Below are 18,121 nucleotides of genomic sequence, written 5' to 3'. Positions count from 1 at the left end.
CGGCAACATTGCGAGCTACGGCTCGAGCCCCTCCAGAGGACGCGCACTGCTGCGCCATCAACCGATAACTCAAACCCTCTGGAGACATTTACATGCAACAACAAGCAATCGAAACCACACAAACAACCGAAGCGCCCCGTCTCGCCCGCCTCCGCGCACTCCACGCGAGCCGCTTGGCGTTCGAAGCGGAGTCCCGCTCCCTCAAGCGCCGGCTACGCGCCCCCTGGCAAGAACCGATGGCAGACGCCCAGCGCCGACTTCATCAGCTGCGCCAGAGCTTGACCGAGATCTACTGCGTGCTCGCCTTCACGCGCGGCCGCGTCCACCGCCGAACGGAGCCCACGTGCTGGCTCGGGGTCCCCTGGGAGGGCAAGTGGGACGCACTCGACTACGCCAAACGCGTCACCGCGCGCTTCGCCCCGGAGCTATTGTCGGAGGTGCAGTCGTGACTGAGTTGAGCACCCCCGAGTTGGTCGACATCGGAACCAACCTGACGAACAAGCGCTTCAAGGCGGACCGCCGCGCGATGCTCGAGCGCGCGCAGGCGGCGGGTGTCACCCGCATCGTCGCGACGGGAGTCAGCGTCCAGGGCAGCCGCGACGCGGTGAGCCTGGCAGAAGACCTCGCCGCCGGTGATGCTCGAGGCCGCCCGCTCCCCGCGGTATACGCTACCGCAGGGATTCATCCTCATCACGGCGCCGATTGCGACTCCCTCGCCCTGGCGACCCTCAGGGAGCTCCACGCTTCAGCGCGCTGCGTGGCCGTCGGCGAGTGCGGCCTCGACTACAACCGAAACTTCAGCCCGCCCAAGGCGCAGCGCAGCGCCTTCGCGGCGCAGCTCGCGCTGGCCGCGGAGCTCGGCAAGCCCGTGTTCCTCCACGAGCGCGAGGCTCACGCCGACTTCGTCAGCATCCTCAAGGACTACCGAGCGGCGCTGAGCGGCGGTGTGGTGCACTGCTTCACGTCGGATCGCCAAGCCCTCGAGAGCTATTTGGAGCTCGATCTACACATCGGCATCACCGGCTGGATCGCCGACGAACGCCGGGGCCAGCACCTGATCGAGCTGGTCAGGCTGATCCCCGCGGATCGCCTGATGATCGAGACCGACGCGCCCTACATCTTGCCTCGCAACATGCCGAGCAAGCAGCAACCGAAGGACCGCCGCAACGAGGCCGCGTTCCTACCCTATGTGTTGCGGGCGGTGGCGCAGGCGAAGGGGTTGTCGGAGGTCGCCGTGGCGAGGCAGACGACCGAGACGGCGTGCGCGTTCTTTGGGCTTGGCGCGAGCTAGCGCCACTCGCGCAACGCTCGAAGGTCATCGCCAGGAGCTAGCTGCCCGGGGCGCATGAACCCGCGAGCGACATAGTCTCGTATCCGCTCAGAGCACGCTGGGCACGGGCGCAGCGAGTCTCCTGACCGGTAGTACGCGGAGTCTTCGTCGGTCAGTTGCGCGATGCCTCCGTCTGGGATGTCACGCAGCGTTCGCAGAACGGAGTCTTCCGTCAATTGCGCGCCCAGCCGCTGACGCGCTGCGCCCAAATAGTTGTCGAGAGCATTCCAGTTCGCACATGTTCCGCGCGGAATGTTCACATTGACCCCGGAGTCTCCTCGCTCGACCAGCTCCAGCCAGCTCTCGTAGAACTCACGAAAAGAAGCGTGGGTCTGGCGGATCCCCTCGCCTGCCCAGCGCACGTCGATGAAAACCCGACCCTGCACGGGTGCAGGTGCGTTCACCAACAGCAAGCTCACCACGCCGCAGCCCCAGTCTGCCAAGGCGATGCAACCGTGAGTCCAGAAGTCACTGTAGTAGTCGCCACCCAGCCCCTCCACGACTCCAACCTCCGCGGGATTCGCCATGTCCGGTGCCCAATCGTGTCCGGCGGGAAACGGATGCTCCCAGCCGCAACAGTTCACGGGAGGCAGTAGGCCGTACCCCGGCCCCGCACCGTGGGTCCCCGCCTCTGCGAGGAACTCAACGTAGTCAGCAGGCGCGGCGAGCGATTGGAGCAGCGCCGCGAGCTTCTGAGCATCGATGGGAGGTCGCAGCTCGAAGGCATGCGCATCGCCACCAAAGCAGTTCGGAGCCGCTCGCTTCAGTCGTGAAAGCCTGCCCCGAACTGACTGCGCCCAGCTCACGCCCCGCCAACCTTCCGCGGCGCAGACCAGTGAACGGTGACCCGAGGATGATTCTCACGATAGCGAGCAATCACTTCCTCAGGGAAATGAGTGTTAAACAGATAGATGCTCTGCAGCGCCGGCAGCGAAAAGACCCAGTCTGGGAGCGACTCGAGAGGATTCTCGTCCAGACACAGCGTCACCAGTGTTTCGAGCTTCTCTACCTCCGCGGGGAGTTCTGTCAGTCCACAGCGGTAAAGACGTAGGGTCTTCAGAGCTGGGAGCACGGGCATGCGCATGACGTTTGGACGCAACCCACGCAGCACCAACGTGTGGAGCGCCCCCATGTCAGCTAGCGGTCGCGCCAAGCTCCTGTCCGCGAGTGGGAGCTCCGAAATCTCGAGTTCAGCTAGCGAGCTCGGCAACGGCGGAACCCGCTTGGCCGGCAAGCTAGAACAAACCAGCTTGGTCAACGGAAGGCGAGAGAGGTCTTCGGGGAGTTCCTCCAACGGTAGGCTCTTCAAGCACAAGTCCTCGAGCGCTGGACTTGCCTCGATCTGTTTTGGGAGCGAGCCCAACGCGAGCTTCGTGAGGTTGACTGAGCGAAGCCGCCCCAGCGCAAACAGGTCGCTGGGCACCGACTCGACGGGGCTCGAGTGGACCTCGAGCAGCTCCAGCGCTTCAAGCCCCGCGAACCAATCGGGCAAGCGGGTCAGACGGGTGTTGCTGAGCCTGACTGTCGCTAGTTGGGAGAGCTGCGCCAGACTGGCCGGCAAAGATTCCAAGGGGCCGTCAACGATCAGCTGTTGTAGCCGCGAGAGCTCCCCGATCCTGGGTGGCAGTTCCGAGAGTTGCGTCGCGTTCAGAATCAGGGACGTCAGGCTGGACTCACTCAGCCACTCGTCGGGCAAGCTCTGGACCGGAGCGTTCAAGCGAAACTCGTCATTTCCCTGCGAAACCAGCGTCGGAACGGTGGTGAGGGCTTCGGCGAGCAGGCCGTCGAGCCACTCGACGAAGCCCATTGGCTTGCCCGACTTCTTCTTGAGCGGGAGTGCCTTGCGGCCTGCCTGTTGCTCTTTTGGACTGGGAGTCCGCCACATGGCACCGTCCTCACTCAGCACGAGTGCGGCCCCATCCCGTAGCTTGAAGACTGCCCAGCCGCCCGGAAACGCCGCAGATTCATCCGCAGGGACACCTGTTTCCGCGGACATCTCCGAAGCGAGGACGGACAGAGGGCGAACACTCCCGGGTCTGTCTACGAAGTCACCGGAGGACACATCGCGCCAGAAGCCCTGGAGCACTTCCGGTGCTCGTTGAGCCCCTGCTGGCCACTGAGCCGGGTCCGACTCGGGCGGAGCAAAACGGTAGATTTCCCCGCGCTCTCGAACTGCGCGGAGCTTCTCTTTCAACAATGCCGCTTGCCGTGGGGTTAACCGGGCCATTGCCGCGTAGGATATGCGAAGCATGGCCCGCACCGCACCCGTTCCCAACATCCCCGCTCCCCCTGGCATGAACCCTGGTGTGTTTGTTGCTGGAGGCGGTGGCAACGGTGGAGGCAAAGGCGGCAAAGGCGGCAAGAACGGCAACGGCGAAGAGGGTGCGGGCACGGGTGAAGGGGACGAAGACGCGAACGGCGACGGCAACAATGCCGACGCCTGTGGAGAAGGCACTAGTGAGTGCGCTGGGCCTCACGGAGGCAATGGAACCACCGCCGGCCACCCGGTCGACGTTGGGTCGGGCGCCGTGTTCACCACCCCCGTCGTCGATCTTCACCTTCCAGGTCCGCTCGCGCTCACACTAACCCGGCAGTACAACACGAAGTGGCGGGGCCGAAACGTCGGCCTGGGCTTTGGGTGGCGTCACTCGCTGGCGTACGAGGTCGAGGTCGGACGTCGACGAGGCACCCTGCACCGTCCGCTGGGTGGCCCCATCGAGTTCAAACGCAAGGGGCTAGGCGAGACGATCGACCTTGGCGCCGACCGTTTCCTGAAGGAAGAGGCCTGGGGGTTTCGCTACACCGAGGGTCGCCTGACGTTCTTCTTTGCGCCCGCAAGAAACCCCAGAGCATTTCCAGTGTTCCGCTATTTCTGATCCTTACGGAAATACGATCCATCTGGCCTACGAGAACGATCGGCTACTGCTGATCGAGGATAGCGTCGGCCGCGTCATCAAACCTCGCTACGATGCCAACGGCTACATCCGGGCGTTCGAGGTGAAGAACGCCGCGGTCCGAGGTCGGTGGGTCACGTTCCGTTCCTACTCCTACGACGCCGACGGGAACCTCTCCGCGGCCGCCGATGCGGAAGGCAACCTCACGGAGTACTGGTATCGTGATCACCTCCTAACGGAGGAACGTCAGCCAGGGGGGCTACTGGCTCATTTCCGCTACGATAAGTTCGACCGTTGCATCGAGACCTGGTGTGATCATGGCTCGGGACGCGACCCAGCCCTCGCCGACGGCCTTCCCACCGAACTCGCGGATCGGACCCCCATCAAGGGGATGTACCACTGCAAGGTCGAGTACTTCGAAGATGGGCAGCGCAGCGTGGTCAACTCCCGCGAGGAGCGCCGATTCGAGAATGGCGCGCACGGCGGTTTGCTCTTTGGAACGACGGGGTCCGCGATTCACACCCATGAGCGGGACAACCACGGCTACGTCACGTGCTACGTGGATCCAAACGCCGAGCGCTGGGAGACGAGTCGTGACGTCAACCATCGGGTGCTGGAGACGACCAACCCTCTCGGTCAGTCAACCCGTCGAGAGTATCGGGCCGACGGACAGCTGATACGTCAGACCAGTCCACTCGGGCATTGGCTCGAGTTCGAGTACGACCAGGTTGGCGGCTGCTCGGTGATCCGCGACTCCATGGGCACGCTGCTGCAAGTCTCCCGGGAGTCGCGAGGGCTCCCCGTCCAGTACATCTTCCCCAACGGTGGCGCGGCGCACTGTGACTATGACGCCCACGGCAACCGGATTCGGGTCGTGGAGCCGAACGGCGACACCAAGCACATCGCGTTCGACTACTTGGGTCGGGCCGTGGAGTTCACTGACGCCCGTGGCCAAGTGACCCGTTACCACTACGATCGTCGCGGGTTGCTCGCTCGAGTGGACGCGCCGAATGGGCTGACCACCCTCTTGGAGTACGACGCCCAGAGTCGCTTGTGTCGCCACACGGATCCCGCTCAGCGAGTGCACCGTTTCGAGTACGGCGGCGCCGACATCTTGTGTCGGGCGATCCGTCCCGACGGAACGACCATTCGCTATGGACTGGACTGGGAGGGCTCGTTGGTCTCAGTCGAACGCACGGGTGGCCTGACGTGGCGCTACCAGCGCGACAGCTCTGGCCTCGTGGTGTCCGAGCAGTCCCCTGATGGTCGGCTCACTCGGTATCGGAACGATGCCTGCGGTCGAGTCATCGAAGAGCTCAGGTCGAGCGGGGCACGAACCACATTTGAGTACGATCCCGCGGGTCGGCTGCTCTCCCGCGAGTACTCCGACAACACGAAGGACGAGTTCGAGTACGACGCGGATGGACACTTGGTGCGCGCCACCAGCTCGAACGGCGTCCAGTGTCTCTTCAAGTACGACCCTCGGGGTCGTCGCGTCGAGGAACAGGTCGAAGCGCCAACTCACAGCTTCGCGGTGGAACGAGAGTTCGACCAGGGCTACGAGCCAATTCGAGTGGATGGCCCCGAGGGTAACTACTCCATCCGCAGGGATCCAATGGGACGCCCCCAGCGCATCGAACTCGCGAGCGGGTGGTGGTGTGAGAGCCGGTACGACTACAAGGGTCGGGAGCATGAACGAAGCACGCCAGGCGGCCTGCAACTCCAGGTTCGATTCGACCCCAGGGATCGCGTGGCACAGCAGACCATGCAGGGTCCTTCGACCTCGATGGAACGTCGCTGGTCGTGGGACCCGGGCGACCGTCTGCTAGGTGGCTTCGACAACGGAACCCCGTTCTATGCGACACATGACGAACTGGGTCAGCTGGTTCGCAGCGAGGCGCACGGCTTGGTCGAGGAGTTTCGCACCACGCCGGACTTCGAGCTCATCCTGGACGGAAAGACTACGTTGCTTTCCGGAGGACGAGCAGAGCAGTTCGGCGACGTCCACTACACCTACGACGCCGACGGCCAGGTCGTGTCGCGCACCCGGCTCTCGACTGGCGAACAACAAATCCTCGAGTGGAGCGACCGAGGCCAACTGTCGAAAATCACGGACGGCGCGGGCAATCAGACTCGCTATGAATACGACGCGTTCGACCGTCGGATCGCGGAGTCTGTCGTGGACCCCCAGAACCGCTTGGTGCGGGAGCGGCATTTCGCGTGGAACTACTTCAAGCTCACACGGGTGGCTACCCGTGAGCTGACCGGGGGGACCATCCAGGAACAATCGCGTCAGATCCTCTACTCCGACCAGACCCACGAGCCGATCGCCACCGCAATCGACGGGGACTGGCACTCACTGGTCACCGATCTGCAGCGCCGTCCCATGTGGGAGTTCGATGGCCATGGCCACGGCTCGGACCACACGTATGATGCGCTCGGGAACAGCCGCTCCTCACAGCCGCTGCGCCTCGCCGGTCAGTTCGCAGATGATACGGGTCTGACCTACAACCTACATCGCTACTACGACGCGGCCTCGGGCCGCTTCATCAGTCCGGACCCGATCGGACCGATGGGCGGTCTGAACGCATACGCTTTCGCCGAAAATCGATTCCTTACGGAAATTGACCCAAGCGGTCTAGCGAGACCGTCAACCACGGTTATCACGACCACCGGCGGCGGCACGTCCACGGGTCACAGTCAAGGCTATCACACAGCGAACGACAGCAACGGGAACTACAGCGGTGGGGTGGGCTCGCTGCCTCCAGCTTTTCCGCCGCTTGGCGGCACCTACACTGGACCGAACCAGTGTGGTGAGGTCGAAGCCCTCAACAACATGTTTGCTGGGCTCGATCCCAACAACCCCGACCACCGCGAAGCGATCCGCGCCCGGGCTCAAGAAATCCAGAGCATCACCCCGACTCGAGACAACCGAGACGGCAGCGCGGGCGCGACGATCCCGCCTTGCATGTACTGCACCCAGCGCCTGGCGCACCTGTCAGACGTCTCGGGGGTGAACCTCTTCGAGCGTGTCACTCCCCCAACGAACGGCGGGTCACCAGTCCGCAACGTCGGGCCAACCAACGCTCAGAGGATCCGCGAGTCAGGGGTGCCCTCCGCGTTCCCGTACAGCGTCACGTATCCGCCCGGTGGAGGGTCGGCCGTCGTCACACGGGGTGACGGAACGACGGTCGCGTTTAGCTAGGCTCCCGAGCGCGCTCGGAATCAGCGCGCAAGAAGCGCCATGCGAGTTCGGCGAGCTCGTCCCAGAACGCCTCGGATTCCAGCAGCTCCGGACGATAGAGCTGCGCTCGCTCCACCACCGCTTCGACGGCGTGGCTCGCGATAAAGACCTGGAGCTCCAGATCTGCGGGACGCAGCTCGCTGCGTCGCTCGCTCAGCCACTGCACCAGCATCGCATGCACGCCATTGTCGATCTGACGTACGTGATCCTCAATCCATGAGGGGGGCACGTCCCGCAGCAGAGAGCGACGCATCACCGGGTCCCCCAAGCGGCGAGAGTGAAGGAGCCTCACGATCACCCGCAACGCATCGAGCGTATTTTGATGCCGCACGGTAACGATCGCCTCGGTAGCGAGCTCCATCCCCCGGGACTCCAGACGCCGCGCGAGCTCCGCGACGATGGCCTGGCGGTTGGGAAAGTAGTGATAGACCGAGCCAACGCTGACGCCTGCCTCACGCGCGAGATCGTTCATGCGGATGGCACCCACCGATCCCCCAGCCGCAACGACTCGCTCCGCAGCAATCAGCACGCTGTCCACGATCTGCTTCCCCTGGAGCGTGCGCGGCATACGCCGAGGTTTTCCCGGAACCTCGTCCTGCGACTTGCGCTTTGCTGCCATATGCCACGCTCTTATCGTGTCTGGCGATCCCAAACCAGAACCACGAGCGCCCAGCGGCCTCAGCTCGGACACCCACGCATAACGCGTGGATAATACACACATCTTTCGGTTTCGAGGGTCACGAATGAGCGCGAGTGTACCTCGGGGATACGCGCTGCCAGACTGATGCTTCCCTCAACACGCCCGATGGCCTCCAGCGTGATTTCGGCAAGATTTGCGCCCTCGGCCGATACTTTCCCCGCGGTAATATCATGACTCGCTTTTCAAAACTCTCCATCGCCTCCCTCCTCGTCATCCCGCTCGCCTGCTCCAGTAGCGACGGCGGTGGCAATCAAGCCAACCCCCAACTGACTCCAGGAGAGGCGCTCTGCAAATCCCTGGACGACTACGTCACTCAGTGTGGCGCGGCGACTCCCTGCGACACCGCTCTGGTCACGGACTGCGCGAGCATCGTCGACCTGTTGAGTGAGCCGTTTCTCAACGGTGTCACGGACTGCATCAACCGCGGCGAAGGCTCGATGACGTCGTGCCTCGGTGCCGGGTTCAGCTCCCTCACCCCCACTGCAGCCCATACCCAGCTCGCCTCCTCGTTCTGCTCCGAGTGCGCGTTCGGCGCACCAGGCTGCGAGAGCGCCTTCTTCAGCGACGAGAACCCGGAGACCGCGATCATCGGTCAGGCGATTCTCCCCTTCAGTGATTCCCTGGTGAATCAGGTGACCGAGGAGTGCGCAACCGGCCTCGGATGCGCCGGTACGTTCCTCAGCTGCACTCAGGGTGTGCTCGCGAAGCGCGCCATTCCTGAGAGCACCGTGCAGTGCTTGATCGACAACCTCACCGGCGAAGCGGCACCCGTCGAAGGGAGCGGCGAAACCTGCGTGATTGAAGGCAGCGGTGGAAACGGCGGAAACGGCGGAAACGGTGGCAACGGCGGAAACGGCGGAAACGGCGCGACCGGTGGAAACGGCGGAACGGCGGGCAGTGCCGGAACGGCAGGCAGCGGTGGAAGCTCGGGCAGCTCTGGTAGTGGAGGAAGCGCTGGGGGCGGGGGTTCACCGACCGGCACGGCGTGCGTGAACGGGAGCTCTTGCGCCAGCAACGTCTGCGACCCGGATACCCTGCGCTGCATCGACTCGGAGTGCGCTTCCAGCACGAACTGCAACGGGGGCGTGTGCGTCGAGCAGGTATCCAGTTCAGGTGCCGGGGTCTGCATGACTGGTTGCACCGTCGGGCAGGGCTGCGGAAGCGGCGAAACCTGCCTCGCCGATATCTCGGGCGACGGGGTCTGCGGCAAGTCAGGAACGGGTCAGCACCTCGGAGATTGCGTCGATGTCTCCGACACATCGACGGGCTGTATTGATGACCACGTCTGCGCGGGTGCACCAGGCGAGAACCCCACCTGCTTGGAGACCTGTGACTACTGGCTCACGGGAGGCTGTCGAAGCGGCGAGTACTGTGTGCCTGGTGGCTTTTGCACCCTGGACCAGGGAGATAGCGCCAGCGAGGGTGAGCCCTGCACCGAACCCGACGGCACGCTGTGCGGCCTGCTGTACGGAGAGTTCTACACCGGAGTGTGTTTGGACCAGACCTGCATGTGGCTCTGCCGTCCAGGCGGCAGCGACTGCGCCCAAGGCACCTGCCAAGCGATAGTTGGCTACGAGGGCCTGGGCTATTGCCAGTGACTCTCCCGTTCTGAACGCCATGGCGCGCGCTTCGGTCCACGAAGTCGCGCGCCGCCGCTATTCCCCTCCCCCGCAGCTCGCTTCCGCGAGGGAACGCAGCGCTTCACGGCCGCAGGCCGCAAGGCCGGCGCCGCCGCAGGCGTTCTCCGCCTTCTTCCAGCTCTCTTCAGCCGCTTCAGGCTGCGCCCGCTCCTCGAGCACCGCGGCCTGAGCGAGCAGCTCAACGCCGTAGGGCGTCAGCTGATCGCCCGTGCCCGCCGCCAGGCGCACATACTCCCCAATCACCTTTGAGCTCTGCTCTCGAGGCGCCTCGCAAAACATCACCCGAGCATGCGCTTGCTGGGCCGCCAACAGCTCGGGAAAACGCTCGCTGGCGCGGGAGCTCGCTAGACTTGCCGCGAAGAACCCGAGCCCAACGCCCACCACGAGCGCGGGCACGGCGTAGACCAGCGACCAACGCCTCCCACGTTTCCTCGGGGTAATCTTCGGTTCACCCTCGAGCGCAGCGCCTTCGTTCATGGCTTGCACGCCCGCTGCACCCGTTCGCGCCAGTGCTCCCGCTTGCAGGCCTCACCTTCACAGCCCTTCAGCACGAGCGCCCACTGCGCGTTGGCCGGTTCGGTATGGCCCAAGCGCTCGTTGAGCATCGCCAGCTCCACCCGCGGGTACTGGCCCTGCGCGGGCTCGCTCCCGAGCGTCCGCTCCGCGTCGAGCTCCCCCACCCGCGCCGCGACCTGAGGCAACGCCTGCTCAGGCGGTGCGTGACAGAAGTACCCTTGAGCGGCTCGAGTCTTTGCCTCACGGATCATCCGCGTCAGCGCCGCGTCCCCACGCCGCGCCGAACCCACCCCGTACCACGCGCCAATCCCGCCGCCGACCAGCGCAATCACCAACAAGTGTGAGGTTCGAAGCTTCATCTAGCGTCCCCATCAGCCTACTCGGCAACCAAGGCGAGTTCGAGGCTACCTCGTGGAGACAGCGTGGAGGCTTGAATGCAGCGGAGATCCGCTACCCGCCAGCCGCGATGCTGAGCAGTCCCCACGACAGCCACCACAACACGAGGGGAACCGCGAGCACGAGGCGCACCAGCACATGACGTTGTCGAATGGCAGCCTCCAGCAGCAAGAGGACGCCAGAGACGGCAATCACGAAAATCGGGAGCAGGCTCATCCCCCAGCTCAAGAGCAGCGCGGGTCCCTCAATCAGCAACCACCAGCCGAGGAATGGCTTGAGCACCTCTGGCAGCCACAACGACAGCGTCTGCCAGACCACGCCGTGAGTCACGAGCGCCGCGAGGATGATCCAGTTGCGTCTCCACATGGGGGTTCCGGAAGCCTCCAGTCTGCTCCCGAGAACGCCCGGCGCCGAGCGATGTCATCCCCTCCCCCCCAAAAAACAAGTACCTAGGCCAGAGCACCCAGGCATTTTTCCCCGCGGTTAATCAAGCTAGTCCGCCCAGCGTTCCCGGGCGCCCTGCTCGACGCCCGCACAGGACACACAGGCGCCTTCCCCAAACAACGTCTCCGTCAACGCACGGGCGGCGCAGCGTTCCTCGGAACACGAAACTTCTACCACCCGCCGTCCGCCACAGCGACGCACCTCAAGCTTCGAGTTCCACCAATCCCTCGCAGATGTGAGAGGCGAGATCGTCACCCGGCGATCCGAAGCCAACTCCGCCGCTCCTTTCCGCAAACACGGCGGCGCCACGGTCAGCGCTGCCGCGAGCCGACGTGCGGGACCGACTGCCAGTTCTGCGGGCATTGGCCAAGTGTGCGGATAACAGCGCTCGTCGTCCTGCTCTGCCTCAGAGCAATCGAGGACGAACTCGAGACCACGCCCGCAAGCTTCGACGCGCCAGCTGACCTCGCGTTGCGGCGGATCCGTCATGATGAGCACTTTCGATTCCCCGGGGATATGGATCACTGTGGAGAGCGAAGGCCCAGGCGAATCGCACTCCAGCGCAAGCGCTCGGGCATACGGGATCACTGTCGCAAGCTCCGCGGTCGGACCACTCACCCGTGGCGCAGGCGCAGCACAGCCAACGCTCGCCAGCACCGCGGCGAATAGCCAGGAGTTCGAAGCCGTGTTTCGAGTCGGCACGATGTACTGAACTCGCCGTCCGGCACGTTGTGCTGCGCGGCGAGGCGGTGGTGCATCGGGAGGATCATCCGTCATGGCGCGCGGGAACGCGCCGGACGTCTCGCCCTTACACTCGCTTCAAAACCAATCAGCGCGAGAGCAAGCACAACAGCGCAATTGGAACGCACAACACCTCCAGCGCGAGTAGCGGCAGACTCAACGCAATTCCCGTCTCAACGAGAGCCCCCAAGCCCAGCGCAATGCCCAGGCCTCCGCAAACGAACCCGGCCGCCGCCAAGACCGCAGCGCGCCGGATCCAGAAGTCGAGCGTGAGCCAGTCCCCCACGCTGAGGGAACCGGTCCGGAGGCTCAGTATTCCGCAGGGTTCGCTCGTTGCTGGAGACTATGCGACACTCCGAGCATGCGTGATGACTTCAAGTGGACGACGCCCGAACAGGCGATTCGGGATGAAGTGCGCTACTGGGCATCCGTGACCGTCGAAGAGCGCGTGGCCGCGGTTGAAACGATCCGCCGCGCGACGATTGGGATCTATGGCGACACTCCCCCCCGAATGGAGCGAACTGAGTGGGTTATTCGAAACTCACGAGGTGAGATTCTAGCGTCGGGCAACGACTAGCCTCGACTCACAGCTTCTCGAAGTCGCTCTTCGAATGGCGCTCAGCGAGACCGGGCTCGTCACCCCAGCTCTTGTTGACGACGCGGCCGCGGCGTACGCCGGGGCGCTGAGCGATTTGCTCGGTCCAGCGCAGCACGTTCTTGTACTCTTGGGCGGAGAGGAACTCGGCGGCGTTGTAGGCCTTGTTCTTCACCAGGCCGCCGTACCAGGGCCAGATCGCCATGTCGGCGATGGAGTACTCTCCCGCCAGGAACTCATGATCCGCGAGGCGACGGTCGAGAACGTCGAGCTGGCGCTTGACCTCCATCGCGTAGCGATTGATCGGGTACTCCTGCTTGGTCGGTGCGTAGGCGTAGAAGTGCCCAAAGCCGCCACCGAGCAGTGGCGCCGCGCCCATCTGCCAGAAGAGCCAGCTCAGCGCCTCGGTACGCTTGGCGGGGTCCTTCGGCAAGAAGGTGCCAAATTTTTCCGCAAGGTAAAGCAAGATCGAACCCGACTCGAACACCCGCTGGGGCTCCTTGCCGCTGCGATCCAGCAGCGCCGGGATCTTCGAGTTCGGGTTGATGTCGACGAAGCCGCTCCCGAACTGATCACCTTCCATGATGTTGATCAGCCAGGCGTCGTACTCGGCGTCGTGACCCGCCTCGAGCAGCTCCTCGAAGAGGATGGTGACCTTTTGCCCGTTGGGCGTGGCCAGCGAGTAGAGCTGAAACGGATGCTCCCCAACGGGCAGCTCCTTGTCATGGGTCGCGCCCGCGATGGGGCGATTGATATTGGCGAAGTTTCCGCCGCTTTCCTTGTCCCAGGTCCAAACCTTCGGCGGCGTGTAGTTCTCGGTCATTGCTCAGTCCCTCGCATGCCGCCTGGCTGACGGCGAGAGTCATGCATGGTGCGATCCCCCCGGCGCGTCCACCCCAGCCGGTGTTGCGTCACAGGAACGCTGCCATGCAGAAAACGGGATTTCCCCATCCACGCGAATTTCCCGGAGTTTTCTTTTGGGGGACAGGGAAATCTGTCTCCGCCGCCTCAGCTGGGTGGCTCCTTCGAAGTCTTGATCCGCGGCGGTTCCTCGTACTCCTCTTCAGGCCAGAAGAGCACGATGACATCGCAGCTGCCCTCTTCGAGTCCCTTGCGAGGCATGTGCATGTGGCTGATGCGGAACGTTCGCATCTCGAGCTCCTCAGCCTTCTGAATCAAGAACCGCGCGACGCACCGTAGCTCGTCCGGCGTGCCCTCGAAGGACACTTCACGCATGGCCTGGAGCCCAAACTCCTCCAAAATCACCTCACCATAGCCAAACACCTTCATCGGCACCTTGCCTTCGCCGGGGCAGTTGCTTCCGCGAGGTGCTAGCACCCGGCGTCGTGGCGGGCGAGGAAGATCGACCGGGAGTCAGTCACCGTCGGGTAACGGATCGCCGATCTCGAATCGCTCTCGGAGCGCTCGCTCCTGCTCCGACTCGACTTCGCCGAAGAAGCGATTCACGAGCTCGTCATCGCTGAGCGCTTCCCGGACCACGTGCGTCGTCGAGTAGACCTCGACCGCAGCACCAGGCGTCGCCTGCATGTCGAACACATCACAGCAGCCGAGATAGCGGACACGGACCTCCTCGCCATCCAAGTTCAGCCACCGCGAGTCCGCGTACTCCTGCGCCTCCGCCTCGGCGACCTCGAGCGCGTGCTGCATGTCTCGGGCTTGCACCAGCACCACCCGACGTTCCACGAGCTGCGGCGCCGCCGCATCCGCTGCGCGATAGCCATAGAGCGTGTGCGCGCCGTACCATCCGATGTGTTCGTCCTCAACCACAACCATCTCCAGGCTTCGCTAGAGCTTCGGTGTCCGCCCCCGGGGAGCCCCCCATACCGCCATGACATAGACAACGTCAGCAATTTTGTCCGCACGGAAATACACATGGTAGCGAGTCCGCGGCAGCAGCACGCGCCGCAGCTCGGGCCTTCGAACAGTGGGCCAAGGCACGCCGACGCCAGGCGCGTCACAAATCAAACGAAACGTGTAGTCGAGTTCGTCGAGAAACAACGCCGGCGCTGCGTGGCGATTCTCAGCCCACCAAGCAGCGATCGTCTCTATCTGGCGCTCAGCCCGACGAGCTACCCGCAGCCGCACGCGTCCCCCGAAGCCGAGCAATCAGCTCGAAACCGTCGCATGTCGCGCCAGCCTCGACGTCGCCTTCCGCAGCCTCCAGGGCCCGGAGCAACGCTGCACGCTCAGCGGGCTCGAAGTCGTCGTCATCGACCACCGCCAGCTCCACCTCAGTCCCCTCGGGGAGATCCGTAGCCGCGTCCTCGAGCACGAGGCGACCGTCTCTGACGTGAGCCTTCAACGGTTGCATGGTCGCGAGTCTACTGCGCTTCCCGGTCGCTCGCCAGCCCGCGAGCGCTGAATGGAGTACGCCACATAGGCGAAGGGCAGGAGCACCACGATCAACGCGGCCTGGAGGATGCTGCCTGGCCAGCCCAGGAACGCCAGCCCCAGGTCCAGCGCATCCCACAAGCGCCGCGCGACGGTCTTGAGCTTTTCAGTACGTGCGCGGGAGCGAGCCATTGGGAGTGCAACGAGCGTAGCAGGCGCGCATTCCCTGAGCGGTGTCGAAAAAGCGCTGCCGCGCGGTACGCGGCACGATTCTATGAGGCATGAGACGCGGGCGCACAAAATGTCAAAAGTGGGGCGCTCGGGATCCCTACGCTGCTCCTCACCCCCAAAAGAAGGGGAAAAAGGAGCAGACGATGGACCACCGACAAGTTTGGGAGCGCTACGCGCAGAGCTGGAAAGTGAAGACGGCCAAGGAGAAGCGCGCGCTGTTCGCGGAGAGCCTGAGCCCGGAGTGCGTGTATCAAGATCCGCTGCAGCGCTGCGCGGGCTTCGAGGAGCTGGAGGCCTACATGCTGGCGTTTCACCAGCAGATCCCTGGCGGCCACTTCGTGACCAAGCGCTTTCGCACGCACCATGATAAGAGCATCGCGGAGTGGGATATGTGCGGCGCGGATGGTCAGGTGCTGGGAGACGGCGTGAGCTTTGGTGAGTACGACGCGCAAGGGCGCCTGGTGCGCATGACCGGCTTCTTTGACGTGCCTGATCCGCAGTGAAACGGAAGCGGCAGTGAAACGGCAGCAGCAGTGAAACAATGAGCTATCTCCAACGCGTGCGGCGCGCCGTCGACTTCATCGAGAGCAACCTGGATCAGGAGCTGGATTTGGCGGACGTCGCCGCGCACGCTGGGATCAGCCGCTGGCATTTTCAGCGCATGTTCAAGGCGCTCACCAAAGAAACCCTCAAGAGCTACATCCGCCAGCGACGCTTGGCGCTGGCGCTCGACAAGCTCTTGACGACACAGGAGCGCATCCTCGACATCTCCATTTCCGCAGGGTACGAGAGTCAGGAGGCGTTCACCCGCGCCTTCAAGCAGGCCTTCGACCACACACCCCACGAGTTTCGGCGCATCGGGAGCAAGAACTTGTTCTTGAAGAAGGTGGAAATCGACGCCGGCTACCTGCGCCACATCAACCAGAATTTGAGCCTCGAGCCGCGGCTGATCGAGCAGGCCCCGATGCGGTGCGTCGGCATGCAGACGGAGTTCTTCTCCAGCGACTCGGAGAAGAACAACATCGCAAGCCAGATCCCTCCGTTGTGGGCGGCGTTTCTCCCCCACCTCGAGGCCATCCCAAACCGCGTCCCCGGTGTGTGCTACGGCATCATCGAGCAGTCAGCGGAAGGCTCGGAGCAGCTAAAGTACACTGCCGCGATGCAGGTAACGGAGGTCAGTGCTGAGCTGCCCGAAGGCATGCTCGCCGTTCAGATCCCCGGGGCAACGTACGCCCATTTCGATCACCGCGGCGAAGTGACGAACCTCGACCACTCGGTGAACTACATCTACTCGAACTGGCTCTGCAGCTCCGACCTCAGGCACACCTACGGACCAGACCTGGAAGTCTACGGTGCGGAGTACCACCCGACGTCCGAGGACTCCGTCATCCAGTACGCGATCCCGGTTGTACGGGGCTAGTAGCGCAATCGTTACCAGCAGGTCTGAGTAGTAAAGGCAACGTTACTAGGGAGCACCGATCGGCTTCGATTCGCATCGCAGGCTGCGGATCTGTGCAAGCGCCTCTTCAACGCCAACAACTCGACCGGCTTCGGCGTCCGCGAGACCTTCCTCGATCGCGGCGTGCAACAAGACGCGCTCCTCATCGTCCAGCTCGTCACCGTCCACTACGACTAGCGTGACCTGCGCACCCTCCGGGAGCGCCGTCGGTTCGTCCAACACGAGGCGGCCGTTCTTTACGCGAGCGACGAGCTGGTTCATCGGGCGATTGTACTGCGTTTGCGGCAAGCACGCACGAGTCAGCTTGGGGAAGCGGCGCCTCCTGGAGATGAGTGAGCTCACGCCCAGTTGACTAGCGACGACCCGAGGGATTCATCAACCACAGGGTCACCCCGGCGCACGCTAGCCCACCGACGATCCCGGCAGACCAACCCCAGCGCGCGCACCAGTGACCCACGAGAATCGCGAGGCCTATCCACAGCACGCTCGCGAGCACTTCCAACAGCGTCACTTCGGCTGCGCACTCGCTGGCATGCAAGTGGGAAGCCTCAAGGCCCCATTGGTATTCAGGGGCTTGGGGGAGGAGCGCCGGTCTGTGTTAGCGTGGTCCCATGAGCTGCGCGCTACGAGATGCTGCGCTAGTAGACTGGCAGCGTGTTTCCGGGAGGTACACACAGGATCACCGGCATTTCGAGCAAGATGCGGCGCAATGAACAACCCAAAAGCCTCATGCCTCTCCGAGTGCCGTCGCGATTGTATCGATGGCCAAGAACATCGGAAGGGGCTCTCCGTGGGACAAGCCCTGGAGGACTCCATCGATTGGCTGGAAACCGAGCGCGGAGTAGAAGTCGACGGCGTCGGGCTTCGCATCGGTGACAACGCCAACGCAGCCGATGCGATCCCGTTGCTCGACAGCCAGGCGCAGCACATGGCGCAGCAGCCCCTTGCCAATGCCCGCGCCCTGAGCGCGTTGGTCCACGCCGAGGCGCGCTAGTCTGAGCACCGGGAGTGGATAGGCTGGGAGGCGCTTACGCAGTCTCGCGCTAGGGACGCTGGCGCGCTCGATGGCGGCAGCGGCGACCGTTGCAAAGCCCACGATGTGGCCGTCGGCGACCGAGACGTAGGTGACGGCGAGGTGGAGCCTGAACTGATTCTGGCCCGCGTAGTGCTCGAAGAAGCGATCCAGATCGCCTTCGCCACAGCTGAACTGGCTTCGGTCGTCATCGCGCTCGAGCGGACGGATCTCAATCGTCTTGGCCATGCATCAGCTGGCGAAGCGAAGCCGTCGGGGCTGCGGGATGCTCGAGCGCTTCCACCAAGCGATCGAAGACCTTGTTCTCGACCACCAAGCGCGTGGGAACCAGCGCTTCATCGGGAAGCTCAAGCCGCGCCTGCATGAAGAACAACAGCGCCTGCTCGACAACGAAGTTCTTCTTGAGCCCATAGCTCTCGGTGAAGCGATCGAGGCGCTCCTTGGTTGCTTCGGAGATCGTCGCAGAGATTTGAGATTGCTTGCTCATGGCGCCTCGCCTTCAAATGCTTTCCCATGGGAAGCCATGGAAAAACTAGCATACCCATA

At 63.7% G+C, this 18,121-nt stretch carries 26 protein-coding genes; 8 read left to right on the top strand and 18 right to left on the bottom strand.

Annotated elements, in window-relative coordinates; genetic code table 11:
* The first annotated feature begins 92 nt into the window (after positions 1 to 92).
* Positions 93 to 449 carry a hypothetical protein gene (locus H6718_13845; protein MCB9586480.1) on the top strand — a complete coding sequence of 119 codons (357 nt, stop codon included), beginning with the start codon at positions 93 to 95 and terminating at the stop codon, positions 447 to 449.
* Entirely contained in the window at positions 446 to 1,291 is an 846-nt protein-coding gene (locus H6718_13840; protein MCB9586479.1) for a TatD family hydrolase, read from the top strand. The genes H6718_13845 and H6718_13840 overlap by 4 nt, the downstream gene beginning before the upstream one ends.
* Here H6718_13840 and H6718_13835 read toward each other — a convergent pair.
* Entirely contained in the window at positions 1,288 to 2,136 is an 849-nt protein-coding gene (locus H6718_13835; GenBank protein MCB9586478.1) for a hypothetical protein, read from the bottom strand. The genes H6718_13840 and H6718_13835 overlap by 4 nt on opposite strands.
* Positions 2,133 to 3,557 (bottom strand): leucine-rich repeat domain-containing protein, encoded by a 1,425-nt coding sequence (locus tag H6718_13830; protein ID MCB9586477.1) that lies wholly within the window; start codon positions 3,555 to 3,557, stop codon positions 2,133 to 2,135. Before H6718_13830 ends, H6718_13835 begins: the two co-directional genes overlap by 4 nt.
* Positions 3,558 to 3,579: 22 nt before the next feature.
* On the opposite strand from H6718_13830, the gene H6718_13825 reads away from it, so the two are divergent.
* Together H6718_13825 and H6718_13820 are read left to right on the top strand one after the other, a co-directional pair.
* A complete protein-coding gene (locus H6718_13825; protein MCB9586476.1) occupies positions 3,580 to 4,206 on the top strand; it encodes a hypothetical protein in 627 nt (208 codons plus the stop codon).
* On the top strand, positions 4,157 to 7,429 hold the full coding sequence (locus tag H6718_13820) for an RHS repeat protein (protein ID MCB9586475.1): 3,273 nt from the start codon (positions 4,157 to 4,159) through the stop codon (positions 7,427 to 7,429). Before H6718_13825 ends, H6718_13820 begins: the two co-directional genes overlap by 50 nt.
* On the opposite strand, the gene H6718_13815 is transcribed toward H6718_13820, so the two are convergent.
* Positions 7,422 to 8,087 carry a TetR/AcrR family transcriptional regulator gene (locus tag H6718_13815; GenBank protein ID MCB9586474.1) on the bottom strand — a complete coding sequence of 222 codons (666 nt, stop codon included), beginning with the start codon at positions 8,085 to 8,087 and terminating at the stop codon, positions 7,422 to 7,424. The genes H6718_13820 and H6718_13815 overlap by 8 nt on opposite strands.
* Positions 8,088 to 8,338: 251 nt before the next feature.
* On the opposite strand from H6718_13815, the gene H6718_13810 reads away from it, so the two are divergent.
* Positions 8,339 to 9,766 (top strand): hypothetical protein, encoded by a 1,428-nt coding sequence (locus H6718_13810; protein MCB9586473.1) that lies wholly within the window; start codon positions 8,339 to 8,341, stop codon positions 9,764 to 9,766.
* Positions 9,767 to 9,823: 57 nt separating this feature from the next.
* On the opposite strand, the gene H6718_13805 is transcribed toward H6718_13810, so the two are convergent.
* From H6718_13805 to H6718_13785, 5 genes are all read right to left on the bottom strand, one after another.
* Positions 9,824 to 10,285, bottom strand: coding sequence for a hypothetical protein (locus tag H6718_13805; GenBank protein MCB9586472.1), 462 nt, complete (start codon positions 10,283 to 10,285; stop codon positions 9,824 to 9,826).
* Entirely contained in the window at positions 10,282 to 10,683 is a 402-nt protein-coding gene (locus H6718_13800) for a hypothetical protein (protein ID MCB9586471.1), read from the bottom strand. The genes H6718_13805 and H6718_13800 overlap by 4 nt, the downstream gene beginning before the upstream one ends.
* Before the next feature lie 91 nt (positions 10,684 to 10,774).
* Positions 10,775 to 11,086 (bottom strand): hypothetical protein, encoded by a 312-nt coding sequence (locus H6718_13795; protein MCB9586470.1) that lies wholly within the window; start codon positions 11,084 to 11,086, stop codon positions 10,775 to 10,777.
* A gap of 126 nt (positions 11,087 to 11,212) precedes the next feature.
* On the bottom strand, positions 11,213 to 11,941 hold the full coding sequence (locus H6718_13790) for a hypothetical protein (GenBank protein ID MCB9586469.1): 729 nt from the start codon (positions 11,939 to 11,941) through the stop codon (positions 11,213 to 11,215).
* Positions 11,942 to 11,993: 52 nt separating this feature from the next.
* On the bottom strand, positions 11,994 to 12,191 hold the full coding sequence (locus H6718_13785; GenBank protein MCB9586468.1) for a hypothetical protein: 198 nt from the start codon (positions 12,189 to 12,191) through the stop codon (positions 11,994 to 11,996).
* A 75-nt stretch (positions 12,192 to 12,266) separates the two neighbouring features.
* On the opposite strand from H6718_13785, the gene H6718_13780 reads away from it, so the two are divergent.
* Positions 12,267 to 12,482 (top strand): hypothetical protein, encoded by a 216-nt coding sequence (locus H6718_13780; protein ID MCB9586467.1) that lies wholly within the window; start codon positions 12,267 to 12,269, stop codon positions 12,480 to 12,482.
* 7 nt (positions 12,483 to 12,489) lie between these two features.
* Here H6718_13780 and yghU read toward each other — a convergent pair whose 3' ends face one another.
* From yghU to H6718_13750, 6 genes are all read right to left on the bottom strand, one after another.
* Complete coding sequence (yghU, locus tag H6718_13775) at positions 12,490 to 13,323, bottom strand: glutathione-dependent disulfide-bond oxidoreductase (GenBank protein MCB9586466.1); 834 nt, start codon at positions 13,321 to 13,323, stop codon at positions 12,490 to 12,492.
* 185 nt (positions 13,324 to 13,508) lie between these two features.
* Positions 13,509 to 13,790 (bottom strand): hypothetical protein, encoded by a 282-nt coding sequence (locus tag H6718_13770; protein ID MCB9586465.1) that lies wholly within the window; start codon positions 13,788 to 13,790, stop codon positions 13,509 to 13,511.
* Positions 13,791 to 13,874: 84 nt separating this feature from the next.
* Positions 13,875 to 14,294 (bottom strand): DUF4288 domain-containing protein, encoded by a 420-nt coding sequence (locus tag H6718_13765; protein MCB9586464.1) that lies wholly within the window; start codon positions 14,292 to 14,294, stop codon positions 13,875 to 13,877.
* 12 nt (positions 14,295 to 14,306) lie between these two features.
* Positions 14,307 to 14,606 (bottom strand): type II toxin-antitoxin system RelE/ParE family toxin, encoded by a 300-nt coding sequence (locus tag H6718_13760; GenBank protein ID MCB9586463.1) that lies wholly within the window; start codon positions 14,604 to 14,606, stop codon positions 14,307 to 14,309.
* On the bottom strand, positions 14,578 to 14,832 hold the full coding sequence (locus H6718_13755; GenBank protein ID MCB9586462.1) for a hypothetical protein: 255 nt from the start codon (positions 14,830 to 14,832) through the stop codon (positions 14,578 to 14,580). Before H6718_13755 ends, H6718_13760 begins: the two co-directional genes overlap by 29 nt.
* Positions 14,820 to 15,044: a hypothetical protein gene (locus tag H6718_13750; GenBank protein ID MCB9586461.1), complete on the bottom strand. Its 225-nt coding sequence runs from the start codon at positions 15,042 to 15,044 to the stop codon at positions 14,820 to 14,822. Before H6718_13750 ends, H6718_13755 begins: the two co-directional genes overlap by 13 nt.
* Positions 15,045 to 15,226: 182 nt before the next feature.
* Between H6718_13750 and H6718_13745 the strand changes: the two genes are divergently transcribed.
* Positions 15,227 to 15,586, top strand: coding sequence for a nuclear transport factor 2 family protein (locus H6718_13745; protein MCB9586460.1), 360 nt, complete (start codon positions 15,227 to 15,229; stop codon positions 15,584 to 15,586).
* 38 nt (positions 15,587 to 15,624) lie between these two features.
* The gene (locus tag H6718_13740; GenBank protein ID MCB9586459.1) at positions 15,625 to 16,503 is read left to right on the top strand and encodes an effector binding domain-containing protein; all 879 of its coding nucleotides are present in this window, start codon (positions 15,625 to 15,627) and stop codon (positions 16,501 to 16,503) included.
* 45 nt (positions 16,504 to 16,548) lie between these two features.
* Here the strand turns inward: H6718_13740 and H6718_13735 are convergent, their stop codons facing one another.
* From H6718_13735 to H6718_13720, 4 genes are all read right to left on the bottom strand, one after another.
* Positions 16,549 to 16,803 (bottom strand): hypothetical protein, encoded by a 255-nt coding sequence (locus H6718_13735; GenBank protein MCB9586458.1) that lies wholly within the window; start codon positions 16,801 to 16,803, stop codon positions 16,549 to 16,551.
* A 91-nt stretch (positions 16,804 to 16,894) separates the two neighbouring features.
* Positions 16,895 to 17,080 (bottom strand): hypothetical protein, encoded by a 186-nt coding sequence (locus tag H6718_13730; protein MCB9586457.1) that lies wholly within the window; start codon positions 17,078 to 17,080, stop codon positions 16,895 to 16,897.
* Positions 17,081 to 17,269: 189 nt separating this feature from the next.
* Positions 17,270 to 17,803, bottom strand: coding sequence for a GNAT family N-acetyltransferase (locus H6718_13725; protein ID MCB9586456.1), 534 nt, complete (start codon positions 17,801 to 17,803; stop codon positions 17,270 to 17,272).
* On the bottom strand, positions 17,787 to 18,062 hold the full coding sequence (locus H6718_13720) for a hypothetical protein (GenBank protein ID MCB9586455.1): 276 nt from the start codon (positions 18,060 to 18,062) through the stop codon (positions 17,787 to 17,789). Before H6718_13720 ends, H6718_13725 begins: the two co-directional genes overlap by 17 nt.
* Positions 18,063 to 18,121 lie beyond the last annotated feature (59 nt).

This window comes from Polyangiaceae bacterium (genome assembly GCA_020633205.1).
Lineage (GTDB): Bacteria > Myxococcota_A > Polyangia > Polyangiales > Polyangiaceae > JAHBVY01.
Note: the sequence above shows the minus strand (reverse complement) of the source record. Positions and strands in the feature narration are given on the sequence as shown.

Coding starts and splice junctions, on each gene's coding strand:
- H6718_13770 (MCB9586465.1), bottom strand. CDS start 13,790: ATGAAGGTGTTTGGCTATGGTGAGGTGATTTTGGAGGAGTTTGGGCTC.
- H6718_13815 (MCB9586474.1), bottom strand. CDS start 8,087: ATGGCAGCAAAGCGCAAGTCGCAGGACGAGGTTCCGGGAAAACCTCGG.
- H6718_13790 (MCB9586469.1), bottom strand. CDS start 11,941: ATGACGGATGATCCTCCCGATGCACCACCGCCTCGCCGCGCAGCACAA.
- H6718_13750 (MCB9586461.1), bottom strand. CDS start 15,044: ATGGCTCGCTCCCGCGCACGTACTGAAAAGCTCAAGACCGTCGCGCGG.
- H6718_13735 (MCB9586458.1), bottom strand. CDS start 16,803: ATGAACCAGCTCGTCGCTCGCGTAAAGAACGGCCGCCTCGTGTTGGAC.
- H6718_13825 (MCB9586476.1), top strand. CDS start 3,580: ATGGCCCGCACCGCACCCGTTCCCAACATCCCCGCTCCCCCTGGCATG.
- H6718_13765 (MCB9586464.1), bottom strand. CDS start 14,294: ATGGTTGTGGTTGAGGACGAACACATCGGATGGTACGGCGCGCACACG.
- H6718_13780 (MCB9586467.1), top strand. CDS start 12,267: ATGCGTGATGACTTCAAGTGGACGACGCCCGAACAGGCGATTCGGGAT.
- H6718_13795 (MCB9586470.1), bottom strand. CDS start 11,086: ATGTGGAGACGCAACTGGATCATCCTCGCGGCGCTCGTGACTCACGGC.
- yghU (MCB9586466.1), bottom strand. CDS start 13,323: ATGACCGAGAACTACACGCCGCCGAAGGTTTGGACCTGGGACAAGGAA.
- H6718_13725 (MCB9586456.1), bottom strand. CDS start 17,803: ATGGCCAAGACGATTGAGATCCGTCCGCTCGAGCGCGATGACGACCGA.
- H6718_13800 (MCB9586471.1), bottom strand. CDS start 10,683: ATGAAGCTTCGAACCTCACACTTGTTGGTGATTGCGCTGGTCGGCGGC.
- H6718_13720 (MCB9586455.1), bottom strand. CDS start 18,062: ATGAGCAAGCAATCTCAAATCTCTGCGACGATCTCCGAAGCAACCAAG.
- H6718_13755 (MCB9586462.1), bottom strand. CDS start 14,832: ATGCAACCGTTGAAGGCTCACGTCAGAGACGGTCGCCTCGTGCTCGAG.
- H6718_13845 (MCB9586480.1), top strand. CDS start 93: ATGCAACAACAAGCAATCGAAACCACACAAACAACCGAAGCGCCCCGT.
- H6718_13740 (MCB9586459.1), top strand. CDS start 15,625: ATGAGCTATCTCCAACGCGTGCGGCGCGCCGTCGACTTCATCGAGAGC.
- H6718_13805 (MCB9586472.1), bottom strand. CDS start 10,285: ATGAACGAAGGCGCTGCGCTCGAGGGTGAACCGAAGATTACCCCGAGG.
- H6718_13810 (MCB9586473.1), top strand. CDS start 8,339: ATGACTCGCTTTTCAAAACTCTCCATCGCCTCCCTCCTCGTCATCCCG.
- H6718_13745 (MCB9586460.1), top strand. CDS start 15,227: ATGGACCACCGACAAGTTTGGGAGCGCTACGCGCAGAGCTGGAAAGTG.
- H6718_13830 (MCB9586477.1), bottom strand. CDS start 3,557: ATGGCCCGGTTAACCCCACGGCAAGCGGCATTGTTGAAAGAGAAGCTC.